17 protein-coding genes are annotated in these 20,513 nt (G+C 56.8%); 9 read left to right on the top strand and 8 right to left on the bottom strand.

What is annotated here, in order from left to right; all coding sequences use genetic code 11:
• Window positions 1-373: 373 nt before the first annotated feature.
• Window positions 374-1,471 (bottom strand): ABC transporter substrate-binding protein, encoded by a 1,098-nt coding sequence (locus BB347_RS11445; protein ID WP_083687742.1) that lies wholly within the window; start codon window positions 1,469-1,471, stop codon window positions 374-376.
• A gap of 231 nt (window positions 1,472-1,702) precedes the next feature.
• On the opposite strand from BB347_RS11445, the gene BB347_RS11440 reads away from it, so the two are divergent.
• The 3 genes from BB347_RS11440 (at window position 1,703) to BB347_RS11430 (ending at window position 4,919) form a co-directional block, all read left to right on the top strand.
• Window positions 1,703-2,722: a TIGR03617 family F420-dependent LLM class oxidoreductase gene (locus tag BB347_RS11440; RefSeq protein ID WP_076581546.1), complete on the top strand. Its 1,020-nt coding sequence runs from the start codon at window positions 1,703-1,705 to the stop codon at window positions 2,720-2,722.
• Between the two features lie 93 nt (window positions 2,723-2,815).
• Window positions 2,816-4,066 (top strand): acyl-CoA dehydrogenase family protein, encoded by a 1,251-nt coding sequence (locus BB347_RS11435; protein ID WP_076581544.1) that lies wholly within the window; start codon window positions 2,816-2,818, stop codon window positions 4,064-4,066.
• A 61-nt stretch (window positions 4,067-4,127) separates the two neighbouring features.
• The gene (locus BB347_RS11430) at window positions 4,128-4,919 is read left to right on the top strand and encodes an enoyl-CoA hydratase/isomerase family protein (RefSeq protein ID WP_076581543.1); all 792 of its coding nucleotides are present in this window, start codon (window positions 4,128-4,130) and stop codon (window positions 4,917-4,919) included.
• A 78-nt stretch (window positions 4,920-4,997) separates the two neighbouring features.
• Here the strand turns inward: BB347_RS11430 and BB347_RS11425 are convergent, their stop codons facing one another.
• Window positions 4,998-6,080, bottom strand: coding sequence for an ABC transporter substrate-binding protein (locus BB347_RS11425; RefSeq protein WP_083687741.1), 1,083 nt, complete (start codon window positions 6,078-6,080; stop codon window positions 4,998-5,000).
• A gap of 426 nt (window positions 6,081-6,506) precedes the next feature.
• On the opposite strand from BB347_RS11425, the gene BB347_RS11420 reads away from it, so the two are divergent.
• The 5 genes from BB347_RS11420 to BB347_RS11400 all read left to right on the top strand — a co-directional run bounded on the left by BB347_RS11420 (window position 6,507) and on the right by BB347_RS11400 (window position 12,163).
• Complete coding sequence (locus BB347_RS11420; RefSeq protein ID WP_076581541.1) at window positions 6,507-7,559, top strand: ABC transporter ATP-binding protein; 1,053 nt, start codon at window positions 6,507-6,509, stop codon at window positions 7,557-7,559.
• On the top strand, window positions 7,556-8,407 hold the full coding sequence (locus BB347_RS11415; RefSeq protein WP_076581540.1) for an ABC transporter permease: 852 nt from the start codon (window positions 7,556-7,558) through the stop codon (window positions 8,405-8,407). Before BB347_RS11420 ends, BB347_RS11415 begins: the two co-directional genes overlap by 4 nt.
• Window positions 8,404-9,177, top strand: coding sequence for an ABC transporter permease (locus tag BB347_RS11410; protein WP_076581539.1), 774 nt, complete (start codon window positions 8,404-8,406; stop codon window positions 9,175-9,177). The genes BB347_RS11415 and BB347_RS11410 overlap by 4 nt, the downstream gene beginning before the upstream one ends.
• A 71-nt stretch (window positions 9,178-9,248) precedes the next feature.
• Window positions 9,249-10,793 carry a class I adenylate-forming enzyme family protein gene (locus BB347_RS11405; RefSeq protein ID WP_076581537.1) on the top strand — a complete coding sequence of 515 codons (1,545 nt, stop codon included), beginning with the start codon at window positions 9,249-9,251 and terminating at the stop codon, window positions 10,791-10,793.
• Window positions 10,794-11,359: 566 nt separating this feature from the next.
• The gene (locus BB347_RS11400) at window positions 11,360-12,163 is read left to right on the top strand and encodes an enoyl-CoA hydratase/isomerase family protein (protein ID WP_076581536.1); all 804 of its coding nucleotides are present in this window, start codon (window positions 11,360-11,362) and stop codon (window positions 12,161-12,163) included.
• A gap of 253 nt (window positions 12,164-12,416) precedes the next feature.
• Here BB347_RS11400 and BB347_RS11395 read toward each other — a convergent pair whose 3' ends face one another.
• Window positions 12,417-12,827: a Zn-ribbon domain-containing OB-fold protein gene (locus tag BB347_RS11395; protein WP_076581534.1), complete on the bottom strand. Its 411-nt coding sequence runs from the start codon at window positions 12,825-12,827 to the stop codon at window positions 12,417-12,419.
• Window positions 12,824-13,999: a thiolase domain-containing protein gene (locus tag BB347_RS11390; RefSeq protein WP_076581533.1), complete on the bottom strand. Its 1,176-nt coding sequence runs from the start codon at window positions 13,997-13,999 to the stop codon at window positions 12,824-12,826. The genes BB347_RS11395 and BB347_RS11390 overlap by 4 nt, the downstream gene beginning before the upstream one ends.
• A 276-nt stretch (window positions 14,000-14,275) precedes the next feature.
• Here BB347_RS11390 and BB347_RS11385 point away from each other — a divergent pair, with 276 nt between their 5' ends.
• Window positions 14,276-15,415, top strand: coding sequence for an acyl-CoA dehydrogenase family protein (locus tag BB347_RS11385; RefSeq protein ID WP_076581531.1), 1,140 nt, complete (start codon window positions 14,276-14,278; stop codon window positions 15,413-15,415).
• Window positions 15,416-15,470: 55 nt separating this feature from the next.
• On the opposite strand, the gene BB347_RS11380 is transcribed toward BB347_RS11385, so the two are convergent.
• The 4 genes from BB347_RS11380 to BB347_RS11360 all read right to left on the bottom strand — a co-directional run bounded on the left by BB347_RS11380 (window position 15,471) and on the right by BB347_RS11360 (window position 20,365).
• Window positions 15,471-16,667, bottom strand: coding sequence for a 3-hydroxyacyl-CoA dehydrogenase (locus BB347_RS11380; protein ID WP_076581529.1), 1,197 nt, complete (start codon window positions 16,665-16,667; stop codon window positions 15,471-15,473).
• A gap of 1,366 nt (window positions 16,668-18,033) precedes the next feature.
• Entirely contained in the window at window positions 18,034-18,447 is a 414-nt protein-coding gene (locus BB347_RS11370) for a hypothetical protein (protein WP_076581528.1), read from the bottom strand.
• A 434-nt stretch (window positions 18,448-18,881) separates the two neighbouring features.
• The gene (rdfA, locus tag BB347_RS11365) at window positions 18,882-19,499 is read right to left on the bottom strand and encodes a rod-determining factor RdfA (RefSeq protein WP_076581526.1); all 618 of its coding nucleotides are present in this window, start codon (window positions 19,497-19,499) and stop codon (window positions 18,882-18,884) included.
• A 107-nt stretch (window positions 19,500-19,606) separates the two neighbouring features.
• Window positions 19,607-20,365 carry an IclR family transcriptional regulator gene (locus tag BB347_RS11360; protein WP_076581525.1) on the bottom strand — a complete coding sequence of 253 codons (759 nt, stop codon included), beginning with the start codon at window positions 20,363-20,365 and terminating at the stop codon, window positions 19,607-19,609.
• Window positions 20,366-20,513: the final 148 nt, after the last annotated feature.

Below are 20,513 nucleotides of genomic sequence, written 5' to 3'. Positions count from 1 at the left end.
CGGGCACGTCGATTCGCCACTGGCTGACTCGTGGCGTTCGCGAACCACCGTTTCCCGCTGCATCTCGTTCGATCCCGCTGCAGATCGTTCCCAACGAACGGCTGGTATCCCGTCTCAACGGGGTTCCGTCGCGAGCAATCAGCGGTTCTCAGACCACCATCCCAAGGTCAGCGGCGCTATTTTTCAGACCACCATCCCACCGTCTACAGCGCTGTTTTCGAGCGGTGGGACAGTCTACACGGACACACGTTACCACCCGAGTCGGAAACGTGTTACAGAATAACAGTAGTGGCCGACGAGTTTGCAGTCGAATCAGCCGTCTCCAATTCCGGTCTTCGAACGCTCGAGACGATAGTTGCGTCTCCTACCGGCGTCACCCTGCCATCACGTCGTTGACCCGCTCCGTAATCTCATCCAGGTTCGGAATCATCGAGTCCCAGTCGATCCAGAGGAGGTCGTCAGGATCCTCGACGTACTCGAATAGCTCCGTCAACTCGTCCGACGGATCTTCCATGGCCATCGGGTAGTTGTGGCTGGTGCTCAACTCGACGGCTCTATCTGGTTCGTAGAGCCAGTCCAGGAGGTCGTAGACGTGTTCTTGGTTCTCGCTCTCTTGAGTCATCACGAAGTAGTTCGTGTGGGCGACTGCGCCTTCGTCGGGGATGACGAACTCAGTGTCCATCCCTTCCTCGTTTAACACCTGGACACGCCCGCCCCACGCCGAGCACGCGTAGGCCTGATCCTCTCGCATCCACTGCATGAACTGGTCACCGGCGTCCCAGTAATTGAAGACGTACTCGTTTTGTTCTTCCATTTCGTCGAAGACGTCCTCGAACATATCCTCGTCTTCGAAGACTTCGCCGACGTCGTACTCGAGCGCAGCACAACAGTTCCCGAACCGAGTCGGCGGCGATCCGAACAGCGCGACGTGGCCCGCGAGATCGTCGTCTTTGAGATCGTCCCAGGACGTGATCTCGTCGACGTGCTCCTGATTGTAGCCGATCCCTTGAGAGGACATGTAATAGAATATCGCGTCGTCTTCTCCATCGATCGGCGGCGCCTCCTTCCACTGGTCCTGAACGTTTTCCTCGTAGTTTGGAATCTCGCCAGTATCGATTTCATCGAACAGTTCGCCGTCGTGTTCGATTCGCTCTAGCGCCAGTCCGAACTGCGCCGGGTTCGTAAAGTCGAACTCACCCGGATTTTCCGCGATGAGATTGATCATCTCGGTGTCGTCGGCCGCTTCCTGGTGTTGGACATCGATTCCACTGTCTTCGCTCCACTCTTCGAACATCTCTCGCTCGGCGTCTTGAGTCGTCCCACCGCGACTGATGTACCGAAGCGTGTCGTCGCCACCGCCCATACAGCCGGCAAGGCCAATCCCTGAAACTACCGCACCCGTTTGCAGGACCCGTCGCCGAGTCGTTCCCCGCCCGTCGTCGGAACCCTGTCTCTTGTTAATCTGTGTCATCGTATTCTCTTCTTCGGGGGACCATAATAAATAATTTGGATGATTTACGGGTGGATCCCTCGGGTAATTAGAATAGGTCACCAAAAGCGGTCGTCGCCTCCGAACACAGCACGTGACTCACAACCGCAATTGAACCCTCTTCGGCGTGACTTCCGACCAACGACGTTCAGTTTGAGGAATTATTCCTCGGCGGTACTATTATCTTTCCACCTGTCGATAGTCTGCTCGAACGTGACAGACCTCAAAATCGACACAGCAGTGAAAGGATTATCGACTGAATCAGCCGAGCTTGCGGCCCAAGCCGAAGCGTTTGGCTTCGATGGAGTGTTTACACCGGAGACCGACGAAGATCCGTTCCTCCCCCTTCCCCTCGTCGCCGACCAGACTACCGACATTGAGATCGGGACCCGAATCGCGACGTCCTTCACTCGTTCGCCGATGGTTCTTGCCTACCAGGCGTGGGACTTACAGCGATTCACCGATGGTCGGATGATCCTCGGGCTCGGTACGCAAGTCAAAGGACACAACGAACGCCGGTTTTCTGTTGATTTCGAGTGGGAGAGCCCAGGTTCGCGGCTCCGCGAGGAGGTTATCGCACTCAAACATATCTTCGACGTCTTCCAGGGCAACGAAGACGAACTCGATTTCGACGGCGAGTTCTTCCAGTTCTCGCTCATGACCGACGAGTTCAACCCCGGCCCGCTCGAGGCTGGTCCCCCGGACATTTGGGTTGCCGGCGTCAGCGAATACATGCTCAAGATGGCCGGTGACGTGTCGGACGGGCTTTGTATGCACGCGTTTAACACGCCGAAGTACACCGAAGAGGTCATCGTCCCAACGGTCGAGGAGGGCGCCGAAATCGGTGGCCGCGACCCCGACGACGTGACGCTTTCTGCGAGCCCGTTCCTCATTACGGGCGAGACCGAGGAACGACGCGCCGAAATGCGTCGGGAGGCAAAACAGCGCATCGCCTTCTACGGATCGACCAGAACCTACCACGACGTCCTCGAGCTACACGGTTGGAAAGACGTCGGAATGGAATTACACGAACTCTCGAAGGAGGGGAAGTGGGACGAGATGACGGAACTGGTGACCGACGAGATGGTTGCAGCATTTGCAATCGAAGCCCAGCCAGATACGCTTGCGGAGAAAATCGAGGAGAAATACGGTGGTATCGCCGACCGAATCCAGCTGTCATTCGACGGGAGCGAGTATTGGAGTGACGTCCTCGAGGAGCTCAAGGACGATTGAGTAACGATCGCTGTTCACCCGCTCTCGTCATCCGAAATCGGTGAGTGTCCCTCAATAGCATAGATTTACAAACGCGTATATAGATCACGTGGTATGGAGTACCACGACTCCGAAACAGCACAGGAGGTAGCGGCGCGTGTCGAATCGTTCATGGACGAACAAGTGATCCCTCGCGAGCGCGAGGCACTTCGCACCGGTGAACCGGTCAGCGAGGCGGAGATAGCGGAGTTCTGGGAAATGGCGAAAGAACGCAATCTCTTTGCTCCGCAGATGCCCGAGGAGTACGGCGGACAGGGGCTCGACTTCCAGGACATGCTACCGTCGTTCGAGCAGGTTGGTCGATCGCTCCTCGGCGCGCTTTCGATCCGAGCCAATGCACCGCACGAGGGGAATATGCACACCCTGGAATTGGTCGGGACGGAAGCGCAGAAAGAAGAGTGGCTTCGCCCGCTCGTTCAGGGTGAAATCTCGTCTGCGTTTTCGATGACCGAACCGATGGGAGGCGGCGGGTCGGATCCGAAAATGTTGCAGACGACCGCGCAGAAAGACGGCGACGAGTGGGTCATCAACGGCCACAAGTGGTGGACGTCCGACGGTGCTGACGCGGATTTCCTCCTGGTAATGGCTCGAACCGACCTCGACGCCCACCCCTACGAGGGAACCTCGATCATCCTCGTTCCGACGGATACGGACGGCGTCAACGTGGTTCGAAACGTCGGCCACCTCGGCGGTCACGGGATCACCGAGCGAACTGGCGGCCACGCGGAAGTGAAATACGAGAACGTTCGCGTTCCCGTCGAGAACACGGTCGGCGAAGAGGGCGCGGGCTTCAGAGTCGCGCAGATGCGCTTGGGTGGCGGCCGACTCACCCACTGCATGCGCTACTCCGGGATGGCCGAGCGCTCGCTCGAGATCGCAAAAGCATACATCAGCGAACGCGAGGGCTTCGGATCGACGCTTTCGGAAAAGCAGGCGCTTCGCCACCGGATCGCCGACGCGGAGACGCGCTTACACGCTGCACGGGCAACATCACGCCACGCCGCCCGCGAACTCGATCGCAGCGATGCTCGCATCGAAGTCGCGATGGCCAAGAACTTCACTGCGAACGTGACGAACGAGATCATCGACCTCGCGATCCAGTGTTGTGGTGCGAATGGGATCGGAAAGGATCTGCCGTTAGCTCACTTCTACGAGAACGTCCGCCCGTTCCGGATCGTCGACGGTGCCGACGAGGTTCACCGACGGTCGATCGCCCGCTGGGCGTTCGACGACGTCGACGAAACGGAGATCGAGAACGTCCTTCGATTCGATGAGAAGCGGCGCGTGGACGCTCTCGACGAGTGAGAGCGGCCATCTGATCTGAACCAGAAACACGATACACTACCAACGAACCCTATTCACAGCTATGAACGAATGTAACAACTTCACCGTCGAGCAGACGGAGACCGGTATCGCGTACCTCTCGATCGAGAGCGAGTCGGCGATGAACTCGCTGAACGACGGCATGACCGAAGAGCTACTGTGGCTCGGAACAGAACTCAACGAGGACGATGACGTCCGCTGTATCGTTCTGCGCGGATCCGACGGTGTATTCTGTGCCGGCGGAAATATCTCCTCGTTCGAGGAAAACTCGAGCGCGGCGGCCCAAATCCGGCGTGGCGCGTCTTACCTCAACAACGTCGTCTACCAGCTAAAACGCGGCGAAACGCCGATTATCACCGGTATCGATGGACCGGCTGTCGGCGCTGGGTTCGCCCTCGCACTGTTAGGCGACATCTCGCTTATGCACGAGGAGGCGTATCTCCAGTTCGGTTACCCTGGTATCGGATTGACCGGTGACGGTTCGGCGACGTACTATCTTCCACATCTCGTCGGGCTCCAAGAGGCGAAACGAATCGCGTTGCTCAACGAGCAAATTTCACCCGACGAAGCTGAAGAAATCGGTCTCGTTACGGAGGTCGCGGACAGTGATTCGTTCGACGACCGCCTCGAGGAACTCGCGACCTCGCTCGCGACGGGTCCGACCAAGGCACTGGGTTCGATCTCTCGACAGCTCGAGGAAGCGTACGCTCGACAGCTGTCCGAACAACTTGCCAGTGAAGCGACGGAAATCTCGGAGGCGACGAGGACCGAAGATTACGCAGAAGGTGTGAACGCGTTCAAGGAGAAACGAGACCCCGACTTCGTGGGCTATTAATCGGCTACTGGTTTCTCACATAGCCGTCTATTTTCGTCGCGTCTCGACGCTTCACTGGCTGAGACTCGAGAGACGAGATCACTCGGTTTTAATCTCGTCCCAGCTCTGCTCAATTTCGTCCAGATGTTCGAAGACGAGTTGGAAATCCATCCAGAGTAATTCGTCGGGGTCCTCGACGTACTCGAGGAGTTCCGTGAGCTCTTCTGGTGGGTCCTCGAGCGGTGTTGGATACTTGTAATTGAGCGAGTGCTGAACCGCATGTTCCGGCTCGTAGTACCAATTCAGGAAGTCGTAGACGTGTTCTTTGTTGTCACTCTCCTCGGCGACCGCCATGAAACTCGAAAACGATGGGGCTCCTTCTTCCGGGATCGTATAGTCGACTGGGTACCCGTCTTCTTGAAGCTGCTCGATTCGACCACCCCACGCCGTAGTAAGTGCCGCCTGTTCTTCCTGGAGGTACCGCATGAACTCGTCACCGCTGGCCCAGTACGTCGTCACTAACTCGTGGTGGTCGCGTAACTGGTCGTACACTTCCTCGCGAAGGTCTTCGTCGGCGAGCGCCTCGTTGACGTCTAATCCGGCGTGCGCTGCGCCGACGCCGAATCGAGCGTAGGCGATGTCAGAAAAGACGACTTGGTCGTCGTACTCTGACTCGAGCGCGACATCCCACGAGGTTGGCTCTTCTTCGACCATCTCGGTACTGTACGCGAGTCCGTGCGTAGAGATATGGTATGCGATTCCATCGTCGTGCCCGTCGATGGGTGGTGCCGATTGCCACTCGTCTTGGACGTGTTCCTCGTAGTTTGGAATCTCACCGTAGTCGATATCGGCGAGGAGTTCACCGTCGTGTTGGCCACGAGCGAGACCGAGCCCCGAGGCGGCGAAATTGGTGAAGTCGATCGACCCCGGATTCTCTGCGATCATCTGAATCATCTCTTGGTCGCTCGGTGCTTCCTGGTGTTCGACGGTGATATCGCTTTCCGCCGTCCACTCTTCCATAATCTCTCGTTCAGCTTCTTGGGTCGATCCGCCGCGTGAGAGAAACGTGATCGTGTCATCGCTCCCACCGAGACAGCCCGCTATGGAGAGTCCAGCGACAGCAGCGCCCGTTTGTAGTACACGCCGTCTGGATCGAGACTGACCCGCGTTGTCACTATCCATGTTCCTTGGTGCCACATCAACAGATAAAACACTTTGCCCAATTGCCGCCATCGTATTCGGTCTGCTGGGACGACCCGACTCGAGTTAGCAGGATTTTCTTCTGGCCAGAATTGCACAGGCGTCCTGTGTATCACACGAATTGGACTCCAGGACACAGAATATTTCTTAGATGAGATGAAATGAGAGAAACATAATGTTTAATACTGGGGGCGGGATTTCACTGAAATATGTGCACTGGTATCGTGGCCCATCTATCGTTGCGTCGGTCGTTTTTTGGACCACAATTCGATGAACCGGGCCTACTGACGTTGATCAGTGCACATGGGGTGACCGTATCGCTCGGCGACAGTCAACATTGAGATCGGGCTCCAAGGTACACAACGAAATAACCGATCGAGTAGATAATTACTGAGAGAGAAGATACGCATGTTAGAAATTAAAAATCTTACAAAATACTACGGGGACTTGCTCGCTGTAGACGACGTGTCGTTTCGTGTCGAAGAGGGACAGTTTGCCACGCTGCTCGGACCGAGTGGCTGTGGAAAGAGTACGACGTTGCACTTGATTGCAGGGCTTATCGAAGCCACCTCCGGTTCGGTCCGCCTCCGAGGTGACGACGTTTCGACCGTTCCACCGTACGAACGTAACATCGGACTGGTGTTCCAGCACTCGGCACTATTTCCACATATGACCGTCGAAGAGAACCTCAAGTACGGTCTGAAAATGCAGAGTTTCGAGGGCGACTACGACGCACAAATCGAGAAGTACCTCGGAATGGTCCAAATGCTGGATCACGCTGACCACAAACCCGACGAACTTAGTGGTGGTCAGCAGCGTCGAATTTCGTTCGCACGAGCGCTGGTCTACGAACCGGACATCCTCCTCTTGGACGAACCACTCACGGGACTCGACCGCGTGCTCCGTGAAGATATGCGAAACGAAATTCGGTCGATCCAACGGGAAGTCGACGTGACTACGCTTCATGTAACCCACGACCAGTCCGAAGCCCTGTCGATGTCGGACAAAGTGATCGTGATGAACGAAGGACAGAAAGAACAAGAGGGCCATCCGTCTAACCTCTACGAGCGTCCAGAAACGGAGTTCGTCGCGGAGTTCCTCGGCCAGTCGACGAAGTTCGAAGGTGAGGTCGTCGATGCTGGCTCTCCAGTCGTCCAATCGGGGTCGAGAGAAATCCACGTCCAATCGAACGGGCACGTCGAATCGATAGAAGATGATACCATCTCGACGTACATCCGCCCCGAGGAAATCAACGTTCGTCGCCCGTCGCAGGTCAACGGCGAAGTGAACACGTTCGTCGGGACGATCGCAACGATCGAATACCTCGGCCACCGCGCGGAACTGGAAGTCGAACTCGACGACGGCACGATGATGACGGCGTTTAGCCGGACGTCAGATGAATTGAACGTTGGCGACGAAATTGCGGTGCAGTTCGATCCCGAGAAGGTGATTTGCGTATGAAATTCGGGAACGTCCAACTTCCAGAACTCCCGACAATCTCGATGCTCGAGGATCGATCGACACCGAAGTTACTAATGGCAGTCGGACTGGGTTGGCTGACGATTTTCTTTATTATCCCAGTCGTCGTCTTGTTGTTCGAGAGCCTCAACTTCGGCGAGGGATCGCTGCTCGAGAACTACAGCACGGCACTGAGCGGTACGTACCTGTGGACGCTTGGCCGGACGATGGCCTACGCCTTCATTACGACTGTCGTGTGCCTGATACTTGGCTACTGGATCGCCTACTACATCGCCTTCAAGGCCAAGCGGCAAATGTTGATGCTGGGGTTCGTCCTCCTCCCGCTGTGGATCGCGATCATCATCCGGTTCTTCGGCGTCTCGTTGTTTTTCCTCCCAACCGGACCGGTCCAGCAGGTGTTCGGGACCGATTTCGGCGTCCTCTTCTCGACGTCTGGGGTCATAATCGGACTGACGAGTGCGTTGTTGCCGTTTGCAATTCTTCCGATTTACAATTCCCTTCAGTCGATCGATGAGGAACTGGTTAACGCCTCGAAAATTCTCGGAGCGACGCCTATACGTACACTTTGGACGGTTATTTTCCCACTGAGTCTGTCCGGCGTCGTTGCCAGCGCCCTATTCGTCTACATCCTCGCCGCCGGATCGTTCCTCGCGCCGGCGATTCTGGGCGGCCCAGGAGACTTCATGATGGCAAACGTTATCGAACAATCGTTCTCGTACAGCATCCCGCTCGCAGCAGCGCTCTCTGTCGTCTTTACGGTCGCGCTGTTGATCCTAATCGGGATATTCAACCGCTACGCGAACATCTCGGAGGTGCTTAGCGACCTATGACGAATCTTACCACTCGATTGGCTTTCTACCCCATTATTCTGCTCGTTTACGCGATTCTGCTCATCCCGGTGGTGGTCGTCATCGCAACCTCGCTAACCGTCCAATCGTCGCCAACGCTCCCAACCGACGGTGTCACGTTAGAATGGTATGCGACGCTCTTTCAAAATCAGCGACTCATCGATGCGATGATCGTGAGTACGATCGTCGCGTGTGCGACAGCAGTCGTCGCCGGTGTCATCGGTACGATCACTGCGTTTGGATTCGTGAGAAGCGAGACCGGCGGAAAGGAGACGCTCGCTACGATTATGTTGTTGCCCCTGATGATCTCGCCGGTGATTACTGGCGTCGCCTTCCTCCGGTTCGGAGGGCTTCTCTCGATACCTCGAGGCTACCCCCAGATCATCCTCGCGCATTCGATTCTGGCACTCCCGTTCGTGTTCCTTATCGTCCGGTCTCGACTATTGACCTTCGACGACCGCCTCGAGGACGCGTCGATGATTATGGGTGCGAACCGATTAGAGACGACGCTTAACGTAACGATTCCGGTCATCGCACCTGCGATGATCGCCGGAATGCTGATCGCGTTCGTCATCTCTTTCGGCGAGTTCACCGCGACGCAGTTCCTCGTTACGCCCGGAACGACGACCGTTCCAATTATCATCTTCAATCAGATCCAGACGGGTCTCAGTCCCGAGATCAGCGCGCTCGCGACGACACTGGTTGCGATTATGATCATCGTCAGCGTGCTCGGCGACCGAATCGGCGGATAAGTTCCGTCGATTCGTTGATTCCGGCCAAACGGTAGTTTCACATTGCCTCGTGGAGAGTGTTTATTGTACACATGGAACGTACCGACTTTCGGGACGCGGCGACTGGAAATGCTAGTAAGCTACACGATATTACCGCCGCAGAACGGGGTAGCAAGCCAGCGATCAAAATGGATGATCGGACGCTAACCCACGCCGAACTTCGCGATCGATCCGCGGCTTTCGCTGGTGGATTGACAGATCGAGGGATCGAACCCGACGACAGGATGTTGCTCTACGTTCCAAACTGTCCGGAGTTTCTGATCGCGTTCTTTGGCGGTCTCAAAGCGGGAACGCCGGTGTCGCCGGCGAATCCCCAGTACCAATCGCGGGAGCTTGAACACCAACTCACTGACTCCGATGCCCAGGTAATCGTCACTCACGAACGACTTCGGGACGTCGTCGCAGAGACGCTAACCGCCACAGAAGCTGATCCGCTGGTGATTACTGTTGGCGATGCTCGACCGGAGGACGTCCCGTTCGAAGCGGTCGATGGAGATCCAATCAGCGTCGACCGTTCCGACGACGACGTGGCGACACAACTGTACACGAGCGGGACGACTGGCAAGCCGAAGGGCGTTCTCTCGACTCACAAAAATCTTCGAACGCAGGGTTTTTCGGGGGTCGATTCCGGTGTTGACGACCCTGACGACGAACGGGTGTTGGTGAGTTTGCCGTTGTATCACACAACCGGGGTCTATCACTGCACGTGGCAACCGCTACTCAAGGGCGGTTGCGTCTACCTTCGTGATCCCGCCCAGTGGGATCCAGCCGATGCGATGGCGGCGATCGAAGAACACGAGATCAGTTCGTTCAACGGCGTTACCGCGATGTTCGTCGATATGGTTAACGACGAGTCGTTCGGCGACTACGATCTTTCGAGTCTCGAGTCGGTCGGTGAAGGCGGCGCAAAAATGTCGGTTACGGTCCAAGAAGAGTTCGAGTCGGTTGCGGGAGTGGAGATGTACGAGGGATACGGGCTCACGGAGACGAGCGGTGCGACTCATGCGGGCCACGATTCTACGTACGGTCCGCGACTCGGTTCGATCGGGCAACCGTTCCGGATGACCGATTCCAAGATCGTCGACGACGACGGAAACGAAGTCTCACAGGGAGAAGAAGGCGAACTGTTGGTTCGAGGGCCACACGTGATGAAAGGGTACCACAACCTGCCCGAGGAAACGGAGGCGGCGTTCGACGAGCACGAGTACTTCCGGACAGGAGACATCGCTCGCTGTGACGAGGACAACTACTACGAGATTATCGACCGAGCGAAGGACGTCATTATCACCGCAGGCTACAACGTGTATCCGAGCGAAGTTGAAGATCTGCTGAGAGAACACGACGCCATTGCCGACGTTGCCGTCGTCGGTATTCCCGACGAACGACGGAACGAAGTCCCGAAAGCCTTCGTTGTCCCGACACCAGGTACCTCCGCCGGCGAGGACGTTACGGCCGAGGACGTCAAGGAGTTCTCACTCGACAACCTCGCCGCGTACAAACACCCTCGGCAGATCGAATTCCTGGAGGAACTACCCCGAACGACGAGCGGTAAGGTACGAAAGGTCGAACTCGAGTAGAACCGACCTCGCGCTCGAGCGAACGTAGATGCCGATTACCGCAGGGCCACCTGTCACAACGGTCGAAGTGTTGGACGCTTTCGTTTCCGTTCCGACGACGAGTCGCCATCGACGGTAGTCGTACGTGGTGATCAGTTGACGGTGAATCTTCCCTCAGCGCCGCTGTTTTGCTATTCGCCGAGTGTCGAGGAATCACAGCAGTCAGCGTGGCGCAGTGTTGATCGTTCGTAGCGCTCCCCTCTCGAGTCGTTTGGAATTACAGTGTAGTGGCGTGTCGGTTTTGACGTTGGTAACGTTCGTTTACGTTCTTGCTTCGATACTCGTATTATCCTCACCCGATAACACACTAAGGGTGTTATTTATGGCGTCCTGTGTTGGGTGTGGACAACTTACAAAGTGTGTTTCACACTCTCGTGTAGTGAAACTGGAGCGACTTCGACGTCCCGGAGCGACCAGACTCGGCACGCTCTGAACGGACGCGCGTAATCGATCTCCACCTATGTATCGCTGAAAGAAACGTAGAAATATACCGGTATAATTATTATTGCGATTGTTGACTACGCCATATGCGTGAGATTGGCACAGGAAACGTGCTCGTAGACGTCGATGGACACCGTGGTGACGTCGTTTTGAATCGCCCGGAGAAACGCAATGCGATGAACGAAGACGTGCTTCGAGATCTCGAGCGAGCGTTCGAGGAGGTTCTCGCCGACGATTCCGTACGCGCCATCGCGCTACTCGGTAAGGGCCCGGTCTTCTGTGCGGGAATGGACCTCGAGATGATGTTAGAGCGAGGCGAGCAAGGAGGTGAGCAAGAGACACAGAGTAGTACTGGAAACCTGTTGGGAGAGGTAATCAAAACGATCGATACCGCGCGTGTTCCGACCGTTGTCGGGATCAAGCGTGCAGCACCGGCCGGGGCATTCGAACTCTCACTTCCTGCCGACTTTCGCGTCATTTCCACCGACGCGAAGTACGGTGTCATCGAGGTACAACTCGGTACGTTCCCACACGGCGGTGCCACGCAGCGCCTCCCGAGACTGATCGGGTTGGCGAAGGCAAAGGAACTCGTCTTGAGCGGCGATTTTATCGATCCGGAAACGGCAGCGCAGGTCGGCCTCGTAAACGACGTCTGCGAGCCGGAGGCCGTCGACTCCCGCACCCGCGAACTCGCGGACGAACTCGCCGAGAACGCTCCGTTGGGAATGGAACATGCTCGCAAAGCGCTCAACGCTGCTCTGGAGATGCCCCTCGAGGAAGGGCTTGCGTACGAGCGAGCACTGGGTACCCAACTGGACGATACTCACGATTACACGGAAGGATTCAGTGCGCGGTTAGAGGACCGAAAGCCGGAGTTCGAAGGTCGGTAAGCGAACAGCTGCTGACGCTGTGTGTTTCGATGGTCACTCCCCCGCTGCTCGCTTTTCCCGGACGAATAGCACAGTTCTTCCTGTTTCGGTGTTCTGTCCTCGAGAATCGCCTCGGTTTCACTGACGTATGACAGACGCAACACAGTTCGACTCTCCCAGTTTTCTAGCTCCTTGCACCCTCGAGCTGGCCTCCTTCGGTTGTCGAAAAGTGTCGCCAGTAACCACACACCAACGTCAACATACGGTCGGCTGGTTATTCCTCGAGCGGGACGAACACCGGAATGGCAGCGTCCGCCGACTCGAGAGAGACGAAGCGAACCTCGACGCGGGTTCCGATGTCGAGCGCTTCCGGGTCGCAATCGAGGTTCGTCAGCATTCGCGGGCCGTCATCGAGTTCGACGTAGGCGACGATCAGCGGCAGGTCGTCGTCGGGCCATCCGCTCATCGTTCGCGTCACCGAATAGGAGTAGACTGTCCCGGTACCGGTCGCCTCTCGCCAGTTGACATCGTCGCTGAAGCAGTCTGGACAGTACGCTCGAGGATAGTGGTGGACGAGTCCACAGTCACCACACTCTCGAACGAGCAAGGTCTCGTCGGCGGCCGCTGACCAGTAGCGTTTCGTTTCGGGAGTGATCTCAGGAGTCGGACGTGGCTCCCAACTCATCGGTCTTCGCCTCCGAGTACGACCGTTGCGGCGCCGTGGCGAGTCCCGATACTGCCGCCGGTGCCGTGAGCGAGTGCGATATCGGCGTCGACTTGCACCTCGTCGTTGGCGTCGCCGCGAAGCTGTCGTACCGCTTCGATAACTTTCGTCATCCCGCCGCGATTGGCCGGATGGTTCGAACACAGGCCCCCACCGTCTGTATTGAACGGCAACTCGCCGTTCGGGGCCTTGAGCGCCCCACCTTCGACGAACGAACCGCCGTCGCCTTTTGCACAGAACCCGAGATCCTCGATCGCCTCGAGGACAGTGATCGTAAACGAATCGTAAATCGAGGCGTAGTCGACGTCCGTCGGGTCCAGCCCCGCTTCGTCGAACGCCCGACTACCCGATTCCCGGGCGGCGGTGCGTGTAAGGTCGATTCGACCGGCCTGGTGGTGGCCGATTGACTCGCCGTGTCCGAGTACTTCGACGCACTCGTGCTCGAGACGGGATCGGACGTCCTCGGAGACGACGAGCAGTGCACCCCCACCGTCGGAAATGACACAGCAATCGAGGAGGTGTAACGGGTCGGCGACGACGCGAGAGGAAACGACATCGTCGACCGTCACCGGATCCTGATACATGGCGTGCTCGTTGAATTGCGCGTGGTGAGATGCGGCGACGCGGATTTCGGCGAGTTGTTCGGGCGTCGTCCCGTATTCGTGCATGTGTCGCTGTGCGGCCATGCCGTACATGCCGATGTTCGTCGCGCCGTAAATCCGTTCGAAGCTGTCCTGCGTCGTCCGAATCTCTCGAGCACCGGACCCGGTTGCCTGCCCTCGTGAGCGCGGTCTCCCTGCGAGCGTGATGAGTGCGACGTCACAGGTGCCGTTTCGAATCGCAGCAACCGCGTGTCCAACGTGGCTGATATATGAAGAACCGCCGAAGTCCGTGGTATCGGCGTAGGAAACGTCGAGGCCGAGATAATCGGCCATGATGAGCGGCGTCAGTCCGCTTTCGTACTCCGGCATTCCCGCCGTAAAGTACGCGTCGATCGAGTCCTTTTCGAGATTGGCGTCCTCGAGTGCACCACGTGCAACCTCTGCGTGCAGTTGCATCGTCGATTTTTCTGGCGCTTCCCGTGTCGGATGTTCGTACGCGCCAGCGATATACACTGGTGACTGTGTTGCCATCAGTTGGCGATTAGCACACTTCCACCTAAGTCTTTACGTCCATCTCGCGCATCTCCTTCCTCCCTCGCTCTTTCCTCGCCAGGCCGAGTGCCCCAACGTTCGATTCAAGGCGATTCACGGACGACCGATGACTGCCAGCCGACGGCGACAGACTTCGATACCGACCCAATCTCTCGATAGCTACGAACCATTGGTCCCAGCCGCTTTCGGCTGGGAGTGATCCCATCGGATGCGATTTACAGAACGTCTAAATAGCGGTGGTGAACAGGCTATGGTATGAGTTCGCTTACCGACGAGCAGGAGATGCTTCTCGAAACGGCGTCCGACCTCGCAGAAAACGAATTTTCAGAAGCGGCGTATGGGTGGGAGGGGGAGATTCCGTGGGAAAACATCGAACTTCTCGCCGACCACGGCTTTCTGGGGATCAACTTCGACGAGGAATACGGCGGTGCGGGATTCTCCGAACTCGAAGCGATGTTGCTCAACGAGGCGGTTGGTCGGGTTTGTCCGGATACGGCTTCGTTCTTGAATTCGCTGCACATGGTGGCGCCCCGGGCTATCGACATGTTCGGTACGCCCGCGGCCAAAGAGAAGTACCTACCGCCGTTGACGGATGGCGAGGACTTCATCGCTATCTGCATCTCCGAACCTGAAGCCGGGTCCGATGTCCATTCGATGAACACAACGGTCGAAGAGCGGGACGGAGAACTAGTACTCAACGGCGAGAAGACGTGGGTGTCACGATTCGACGCCGCATCAGCCGGCGTTACGTGGGTTAGATTCCCGGAGGGACTCGGTACCGTCGTTGTCGACTTCGACGACCCAGGAGTCGAAGTGAGCAACCACTACACCAACATGGCCGGCCACGAGCAAACCCACTACTACATGGAAGACGTCGTGATCCCACCGGAGAACGTCCTCACGCGTGGCAAGGACGCGTTCAAGCAGCAACTCAAGGCCCTCAACTGGGAGCGCCTTGCTGTGGCGTCAATCTCGAATACGTGGGCATTGGCGGCACTCGAGTACGCTCTCGAGTACGCACAGGATCGCGAGCAGTTCGGACAGCCAATCGCCGAATTCCAGGGTCTCGAGTGGAAACTTTCCCGACTGGTTACACAACTCGAGGCGTCTCGCTCGCTCACGTTTCGCGTCGCAGAGGACGCTGTCGCGCACGGCCGCGTCCCCGATCCCTTACGAACCGGCTCGGCGAATCTCTTTTCCGGACAGACTGCAGAGACCGTGATCAGCGAATCGCTCCAGATCTGTGGCGCGAACGGCTACCAACGGGGCCACCCACTCGAGTACCTCTACCGACTCCAGCGCGGTTGGCGGTTCGCCGGCGGCACCGACGAAATTCAACAGAATACGATCGCTCGCTGGCTCAAGCGCGACGGGGTCCCGTCGTTACTGAACTAACTCTAAGCGCTTGTTCCCAGTCCTCAACGCTCCGATTTCACGTGTAACGAGACCGTTAGTAGAAGGTTTCGCCCGCTTTGGCCTTCTCGACGAGTAAGTCACACGGCAACGTTTCCGCGAGCTTGTTCGTGTCTTCGTGACGGCTGGCGACCTCGGTCAATTTCTCGACGATCACGTCGAGGCCAACCTCGTCGGCTTTCTCGAGGGGCCCGACCGGCCAATTGCCACCGAGTCGGGCACCGGTGTCGATGTCGTCGACGGTTGCAACGTCGTTCTGGACCATTTTGGCCGCCTCGTTGACGATCGGTGCCCAGACGAGTTGCGTATCGAACCCCTGTCCGGCGTCGACCGAAATCTGTGGCTCATCGCGTTCATCGTACTCGTAGTACCCGGCGTTCGCCTTGCGTCCGTATCGGCCCTTATCGTACAACTGATGGAGGATGGGACAGACTTCGGTGTCGTAAGACATCGGTCGATCGTCCTCGAGATGGTCCTGTTCCCCCTCGACGCGAAGTTGTATCCCGCCGGTGAAGTCGGCGAGTTCGAACGGGCCCATCGGGAACCGCTCTTTGAACTTCATCGCAGAGTCGATCTCCTCGATCGTGTGCTCGCCGCGATACACCATCCACGCGGCGCCTTCGCCGTAGGGCCGCATCAGCCGGTTGACGATAAACGAGGGAATGTCGACCTTGCACCGAATCGGCGTCTTGTCGAACGACTCGATAAGCGCCTCGGCGGTATCGCCGACGCTCTCGGGCGTGTGTTCGGTCATAATAACTTCGACCAGATCCATCAGCATGGGCGGATTGAACCAGTGTGTTCCGACGACTTGCGAGGGTCGGTCAGTCACTTCGGCGAGACGGGTAATATTGAGACCCGACGTGTTCGTCGAGAGGATCGCCTCCTCCGGTGTGACCTCGTCGAGGTCTCGGAAAATGTCCTCCTTGATCGCCTGCTGTTCGACAGCCGCTTCAGTCACGAAGTCCGTGTCGGAAGCCGCTTCCTCGAGGTCGGTCGTGAACGTAAGTCGGTCCAGTGCCTCCTCGATTTCGGCCTCCGTTGTGGATCCGTTCTCGACCGACTTCTCGTACGACCACTCGATTCGTTCCTCAGCATTTTCGAGTTGAGATTGATCGACGTCGTTCACGTACGTTTCGTACCCAGTCAGTGCGGCGACCGCGGCGATTCCTCGCCCCATCTGCCCGCCACCGATTACGGTAATCGTTTCGATCGTGTTGATAGATACTACCATACGTGACTGAAACCGAACGCGGATGAAAAGTGTATCGTTCGGTTTGCACACCTATCGCTTCACAAACGTGAACTGGACTGCACGCTGTTCGAATGGATAGCCGTATGAGTGGTACTGACGTGATTCAGTACGCATTCCAATCGACTTAGTGATCCTTGCTGTCCAATTGTTTGGACGCCACGACAGCAATTTGGCAGTTACATTCCTCTGTGAGCGCTGTGAGAAACACGAGTTCACCGAGACGCTGTTTCTCGTCAATTAATTTCGATCGGACTACTCTCGCTCGATTAGGCCTGAGCGGTCGGGTTGACTCCACTTCCCGTAGCCTCATCGAAAAGGGTTTTGCATCCGCAAAATGCGGGTTGACCGTTTCTATCACTCGTGAGAGGACAGTCAGGCGAGCGAACCCAAGTGGTTTGACCGGTTTGTGCCGTAGTACAACCATCAAAGACCGCATCGACCGTTCGACGGACACGCCAGCAGACAGGGTGGTAAACGATAGCAGTCACTAGAACTTTTTACCCGTATATTGTGGTAGCTTCAGTGGATGATTTCGCCGAAATCTCTCTCGCGGAGTTACAAGATGTCATCGACAATGTTGAGGGAAAAGCCGACACAACGGCTCTCAGTGGTAGTAGTGTACAAGAACGGCGACACGCCGACTGGACTAGCCGGCTGATACGATGTACAGCGACAGACGGTTTGTAGCTGGTTCAAGCCGTTACTGGTGGGTATCGATCTAGAAGAAAACGAACGTTCTCAGGTATGTTCAAAACTGAGAAAAACTCAACGATCGTGCCGAACGGGCGACGAATTTTCGGGTGTCGGTCCTCGCGGACCTGGCGGCCCGTAACGACCTTGCCTTCGTGACGTTGCTGGCGTACTCACCTGAGCTGAATCTAGGTGAAGAGCGCTGGTGACACCGACAAGCGCCACTCAGCAACGACTCCTCTACGTTACTCGGCGACCGTCACCAGCGATTAATACAGTTCCCGATCAACCCACCATACCAAAAGTGAGTAATTCCTTCTAACATCTACCCTGAGTGATGACCAACTCGAACACCTCTTGATACGACCACTCCGTGCTCTCCGTACAGGCTAAGCACTCTTCATCGAGGAAGCAGGATGCAGGACGTCGGAGGTGTAGCGGCGGATGCTGCTTCGAGTGAGCCGGCCCTGACGTTCCGAGTTAGTCCATTTCTTTCATCAACAACGCTACGAGAACGCTACGAGAACGCTACGAGCCTCGAATTCAGATCGATCTATCTGTGTCACTGTGTATCCCACGACGAGTCGCACACACGAGGGGGTTACTCGAGACCCACATCTCCGTTCCAAATAACCCGGCTATTCGCGCCGGTGAGTTACGACAACTCTTCACCGAGATCAGACGCCGTCGGTCGGTTTTGACTCTCCGGCATGCTTTCACCCGGTTGCTTTGGCAGTTGTTGTGCAGTGAGTAACTCGTCGTCTTTGAGAACGACGACCATGATATCACTCTCGTTGACCTCGTCGAACGCAGACCGTGGCGCGACGTGTTCGTCGACGAGTTCGCCGTCTTTCTCGAGCAATAAGACGACGTGCTCGCCGTCGACAATTCTGTCGACGACACCGATGTATCGGGTTGCGCCGTCCGTCGATTCCGACGCCGATTCGACAGCCGTATCGTCATCGTCGGATTCTGCGGCGGTTGTTGCGGGGATGGCTAGCAGAAGTGCGCTCGCGCTACCGATCAGTTGTACTGCCGTCCGTCGAGTCACTCGTTGGTGGTTCGACATACCTTGGTTGGCCGCGTTACCCTTTATAAAATATTGGACGGTATAAACACAGGCGACATATATGACATATTTTTGGTTTGTAGAACAAATAATCAAAACGATTATAGTAGGAGTATCTCGTGCACAGGGACCTATACGACTCTATATACTATAATGATGGACTGGTTCACATTTCGATGGGTGGCTTAGACGATATAATACCACATTAAATTACATACCAGAAAGTTTATGTTCTGTCGTTTGTATAATCTCACTATCCTATACGGAATAATTATTCCGTAGAGTGAAACGGCCGTTTTGCAAGCGGGGGCTCAATTGATATCTGCCCGCTCGGTACATTTTTCGGCCATTGAAATCGTTCTTCTCCCATATCCCATAACAACAGTACTTCTGTTATGGGATGGGCGACCGTTCGTATCACATTACATTCGAGTTCACGATTCGGAACACGCACAGCCGCCTCGTTCGATCAGTTCGGCGGCGTCGTACTGCTCGTGGCAGTCCTCACAGACGACTTGGACGGTGGCGAGGACACGGTGTGAACCTACCTCGAGTCGATCCGTTCGTCGTAATCGGGCTAACTTGCTTTCGGTTACCGTCACCGTTCGCTCTCGGAGTCCGTCGATCGCTTGTCGTTCCGTGCGTCGGACGTCCTCGTCGGTCGCCTCCGGCAACGATGCGTCGCGATACTCCGTGAGGTACGATCGAATCGCACCATACGAAACGAACTCCTCAGTTACCGTTTCGACGTCGACGCCGGCACGCTTGAGGCGGCGTCTGGCCTGCGATTGTTCGCCGCGACTGCCGGATTTCTCGCGGAGCAACTCGTAGAGGCGATCGATGTCTTCGGTAATTGTCTCGACGCCTGCATCCTCGAGTGCGGCCCGCAGCAGGCGTTCGTTGAACGAGTCTGCGAGCGCTCGAAGACTCTTTCGCTCGTCGGGATGGGTCCAGTGGGCCTCGAGTTCGTCTCCGACGCCCTCGAGATCGTACTTCTCGAGGAGTCTGGGAACTTTCGGTTGTGGGCCCGGTGTAGGAGGCCGTTCGTCCATGAGCGGTGGGTTTTCGCGAATTGGGGAAAGACGTTTCGGTGAAACGAGACCGTTTCACTATCCGGTCGCCGTTCGTTTTATGATCTGATCGCGCGTCACACCGTCGTCTACCCGTAGGCGAGTGTGACCCGAATCTCACCGGCTTTGTCCCGAAGACGGTTCAGGAGGTCGTCGTGGATGTACTCGTCTTTGAACCGACTCGTCGGTCCGAAGACGCCGAGCGAACCGAGGAGTTCGTCCGCCGGCGTGTAGACGGGAACCGCGACGCCACAGAGGCCGTCCATGTGTTCTTGCTCGTTTACCGCATAGCCGTCGTCCCGGATTCGATCCAGTTCGTCGGAGAGCGCTTCGGGGTCTGTCACGGTGTGCTCCGTGATTTCCTCGAGTCCGTGCTCTTCGATGAACGCCGCGACGTCCTCGTCGTCCCACTCTGCCAGAATTACTTTTCCCGAGGCGAGCGAGTGAAGCGGACGTCGCTTCCCGATCATCGTATCCGAGAGACTGCCGTAGCGATGGACGTAGACGGCGTCACCTTCCTCTTCGACGATAAACACTGCCCGCTCGTCGGTTTCCTGGCCCAGTTCGAACACCTTCCGCTTGGCGGCCGTATAGCCCCGTTTCCGTGTTCGCGCCTGCTCGCTGATCTCGAGTAACCCAAAGCCGATGTAGTAGGCCCCGTCGCGCTCGACGACGTATCCCATCTCGGTCAGCGTCGTCAGGTGGCGATAGACGGTGCTCTTGCTCAGGTCCGTCTGCCGAGTCAACTCCGTAATCGTCACTCCTTCCTCGGCTTTCAGCGCCTCGAGTATCGCGAACGTCTTCCGCGTGGTCGAGACGCCGGCGTTGGTTCCGTCCTCTCCGGGCATGCTCTACTCGAGACTTTCCGAGGCCAGCAATCAATGTTCCGGAAAGCAAAACAGCTGGGTTACTATGCGGAACAGACTCGTCGGTCGACTGGTTCACTCAGGGCGTCACTGCTGTCGACGCTGTCTCAACTCGATTCAGTGGAAACGG

Source organism: Natronorubrum daqingense (assembly GCF_001971705.1).
GTDB lineage: Archaea > Halobacteriota > Halobacteria > Halobacteriales > Natrialbaceae > Natronorubrum > Natronorubrum daqingense.
This window is presented reverse-complemented; position numbering and strand designations above follow the sequence as displayed.

Excerpts from the sequence above, each read along its gene's own strand:
- BB347_RS11420 (WP_076581541.1), top strand. The coding sequence starts at position 6,507 with ATGTTAGAAATTAAAAATCTTACAAAATACTACGGGGACTTGCTCGCT.
- BB347_RS11430 (WP_076581543.1), top strand. The coding sequence starts at position 4,128 with ATGAACGAATGTAACAACTTCACCGTCGAGCAGACGGAGACCGGTATC.
- BB347_RS11410 (WP_076581539.1), top strand. The coding sequence starts at position 8,404 with ATGACGAATCTTACCACTCGATTGGCTTTCTACCCCATTATTCTGCTC.
- BB347_RS11435 (WP_076581544.1), top strand. The coding sequence starts at position 2,816 with ATGGAGTACCACGACTCCGAAACAGCACAGGAGGTAGCGGCGCGTGTC.
- BB347_RS11445 (WP_083687742.1), bottom strand. The coding sequence starts at position 1,471 with ATGACACAGATTAACAAGAGACAGGGTTCCGACGACGGGCGGGGAACG.
- BB347_RS11390 (WP_076581533.1), bottom strand. The coding sequence starts at position 13,999 with ATGGCAACACAGTCACCAGTGTATATCGCTGGCGCGTACGAACATCCG.
- BB347_RS11405 (WP_076581537.1), top strand. The coding sequence starts at position 9,249 with ATGGAACGTACCGACTTTCGGGACGCGGCGACTGGAAATGCTAGTAAG.
- BB347_RS11425 (WP_083687741.1), bottom strand. The coding sequence starts at position 6,080 with ATGGATAGTGACAACGCGGGTCAGTCTCGATCCAGACGGCGTGTACTA.
- BB347_RS11415 (WP_076581540.1), top strand. The coding sequence starts at position 7,556 with ATGAAATTCGGGAACGTCCAACTTCCAGAACTCCCGACAATCTCGATG.
- BB347_RS11385 (WP_076581531.1), top strand. The coding sequence starts at position 14,276 with ATGAGTTCGCTTACCGACGAGCAGGAGATGCTTCTCGAAACGGCGTCC.
- BB347_RS11380 (WP_076581529.1), bottom strand. The coding sequence starts at position 16,667 with ATGGTAGTATCTATCAACACGATCGAAACGATTACCGTAATCGGTGGC.
- BB347_RS11370 (WP_076581528.1), bottom strand. The coding sequence starts at position 18,447 with ATGTCGAACCACCAACGAGTGACTCGACGGACGGCAGTACAACTGATC.
- rdfA (WP_076581526.1), bottom strand. The coding sequence starts at position 19,499 with ATGGACGAACGGCCTCCTACACCGGGCCCACAACCGAAAGTTCCCAGA.
- BB347_RS11395 (WP_076581534.1), bottom strand. The coding sequence starts at position 12,827 with ATGAGTTGGGAGCCACGTCCGACTCCTGAGATCACTCCCGAAACGAAA.
- BB347_RS11360 (WP_076581525.1), bottom strand. The coding sequence starts at position 20,365 with ATGCCCGGAGAGGACGGAACCAACGCCGGCGTCTCGACCACGCGGAAG.
- BB347_RS11400 (WP_076581536.1), top strand. The coding sequence starts at position 11,360 with ATGCGTGAGATTGGCACAGGAAACGTGCTCGTAGACGTCGATGGACAC.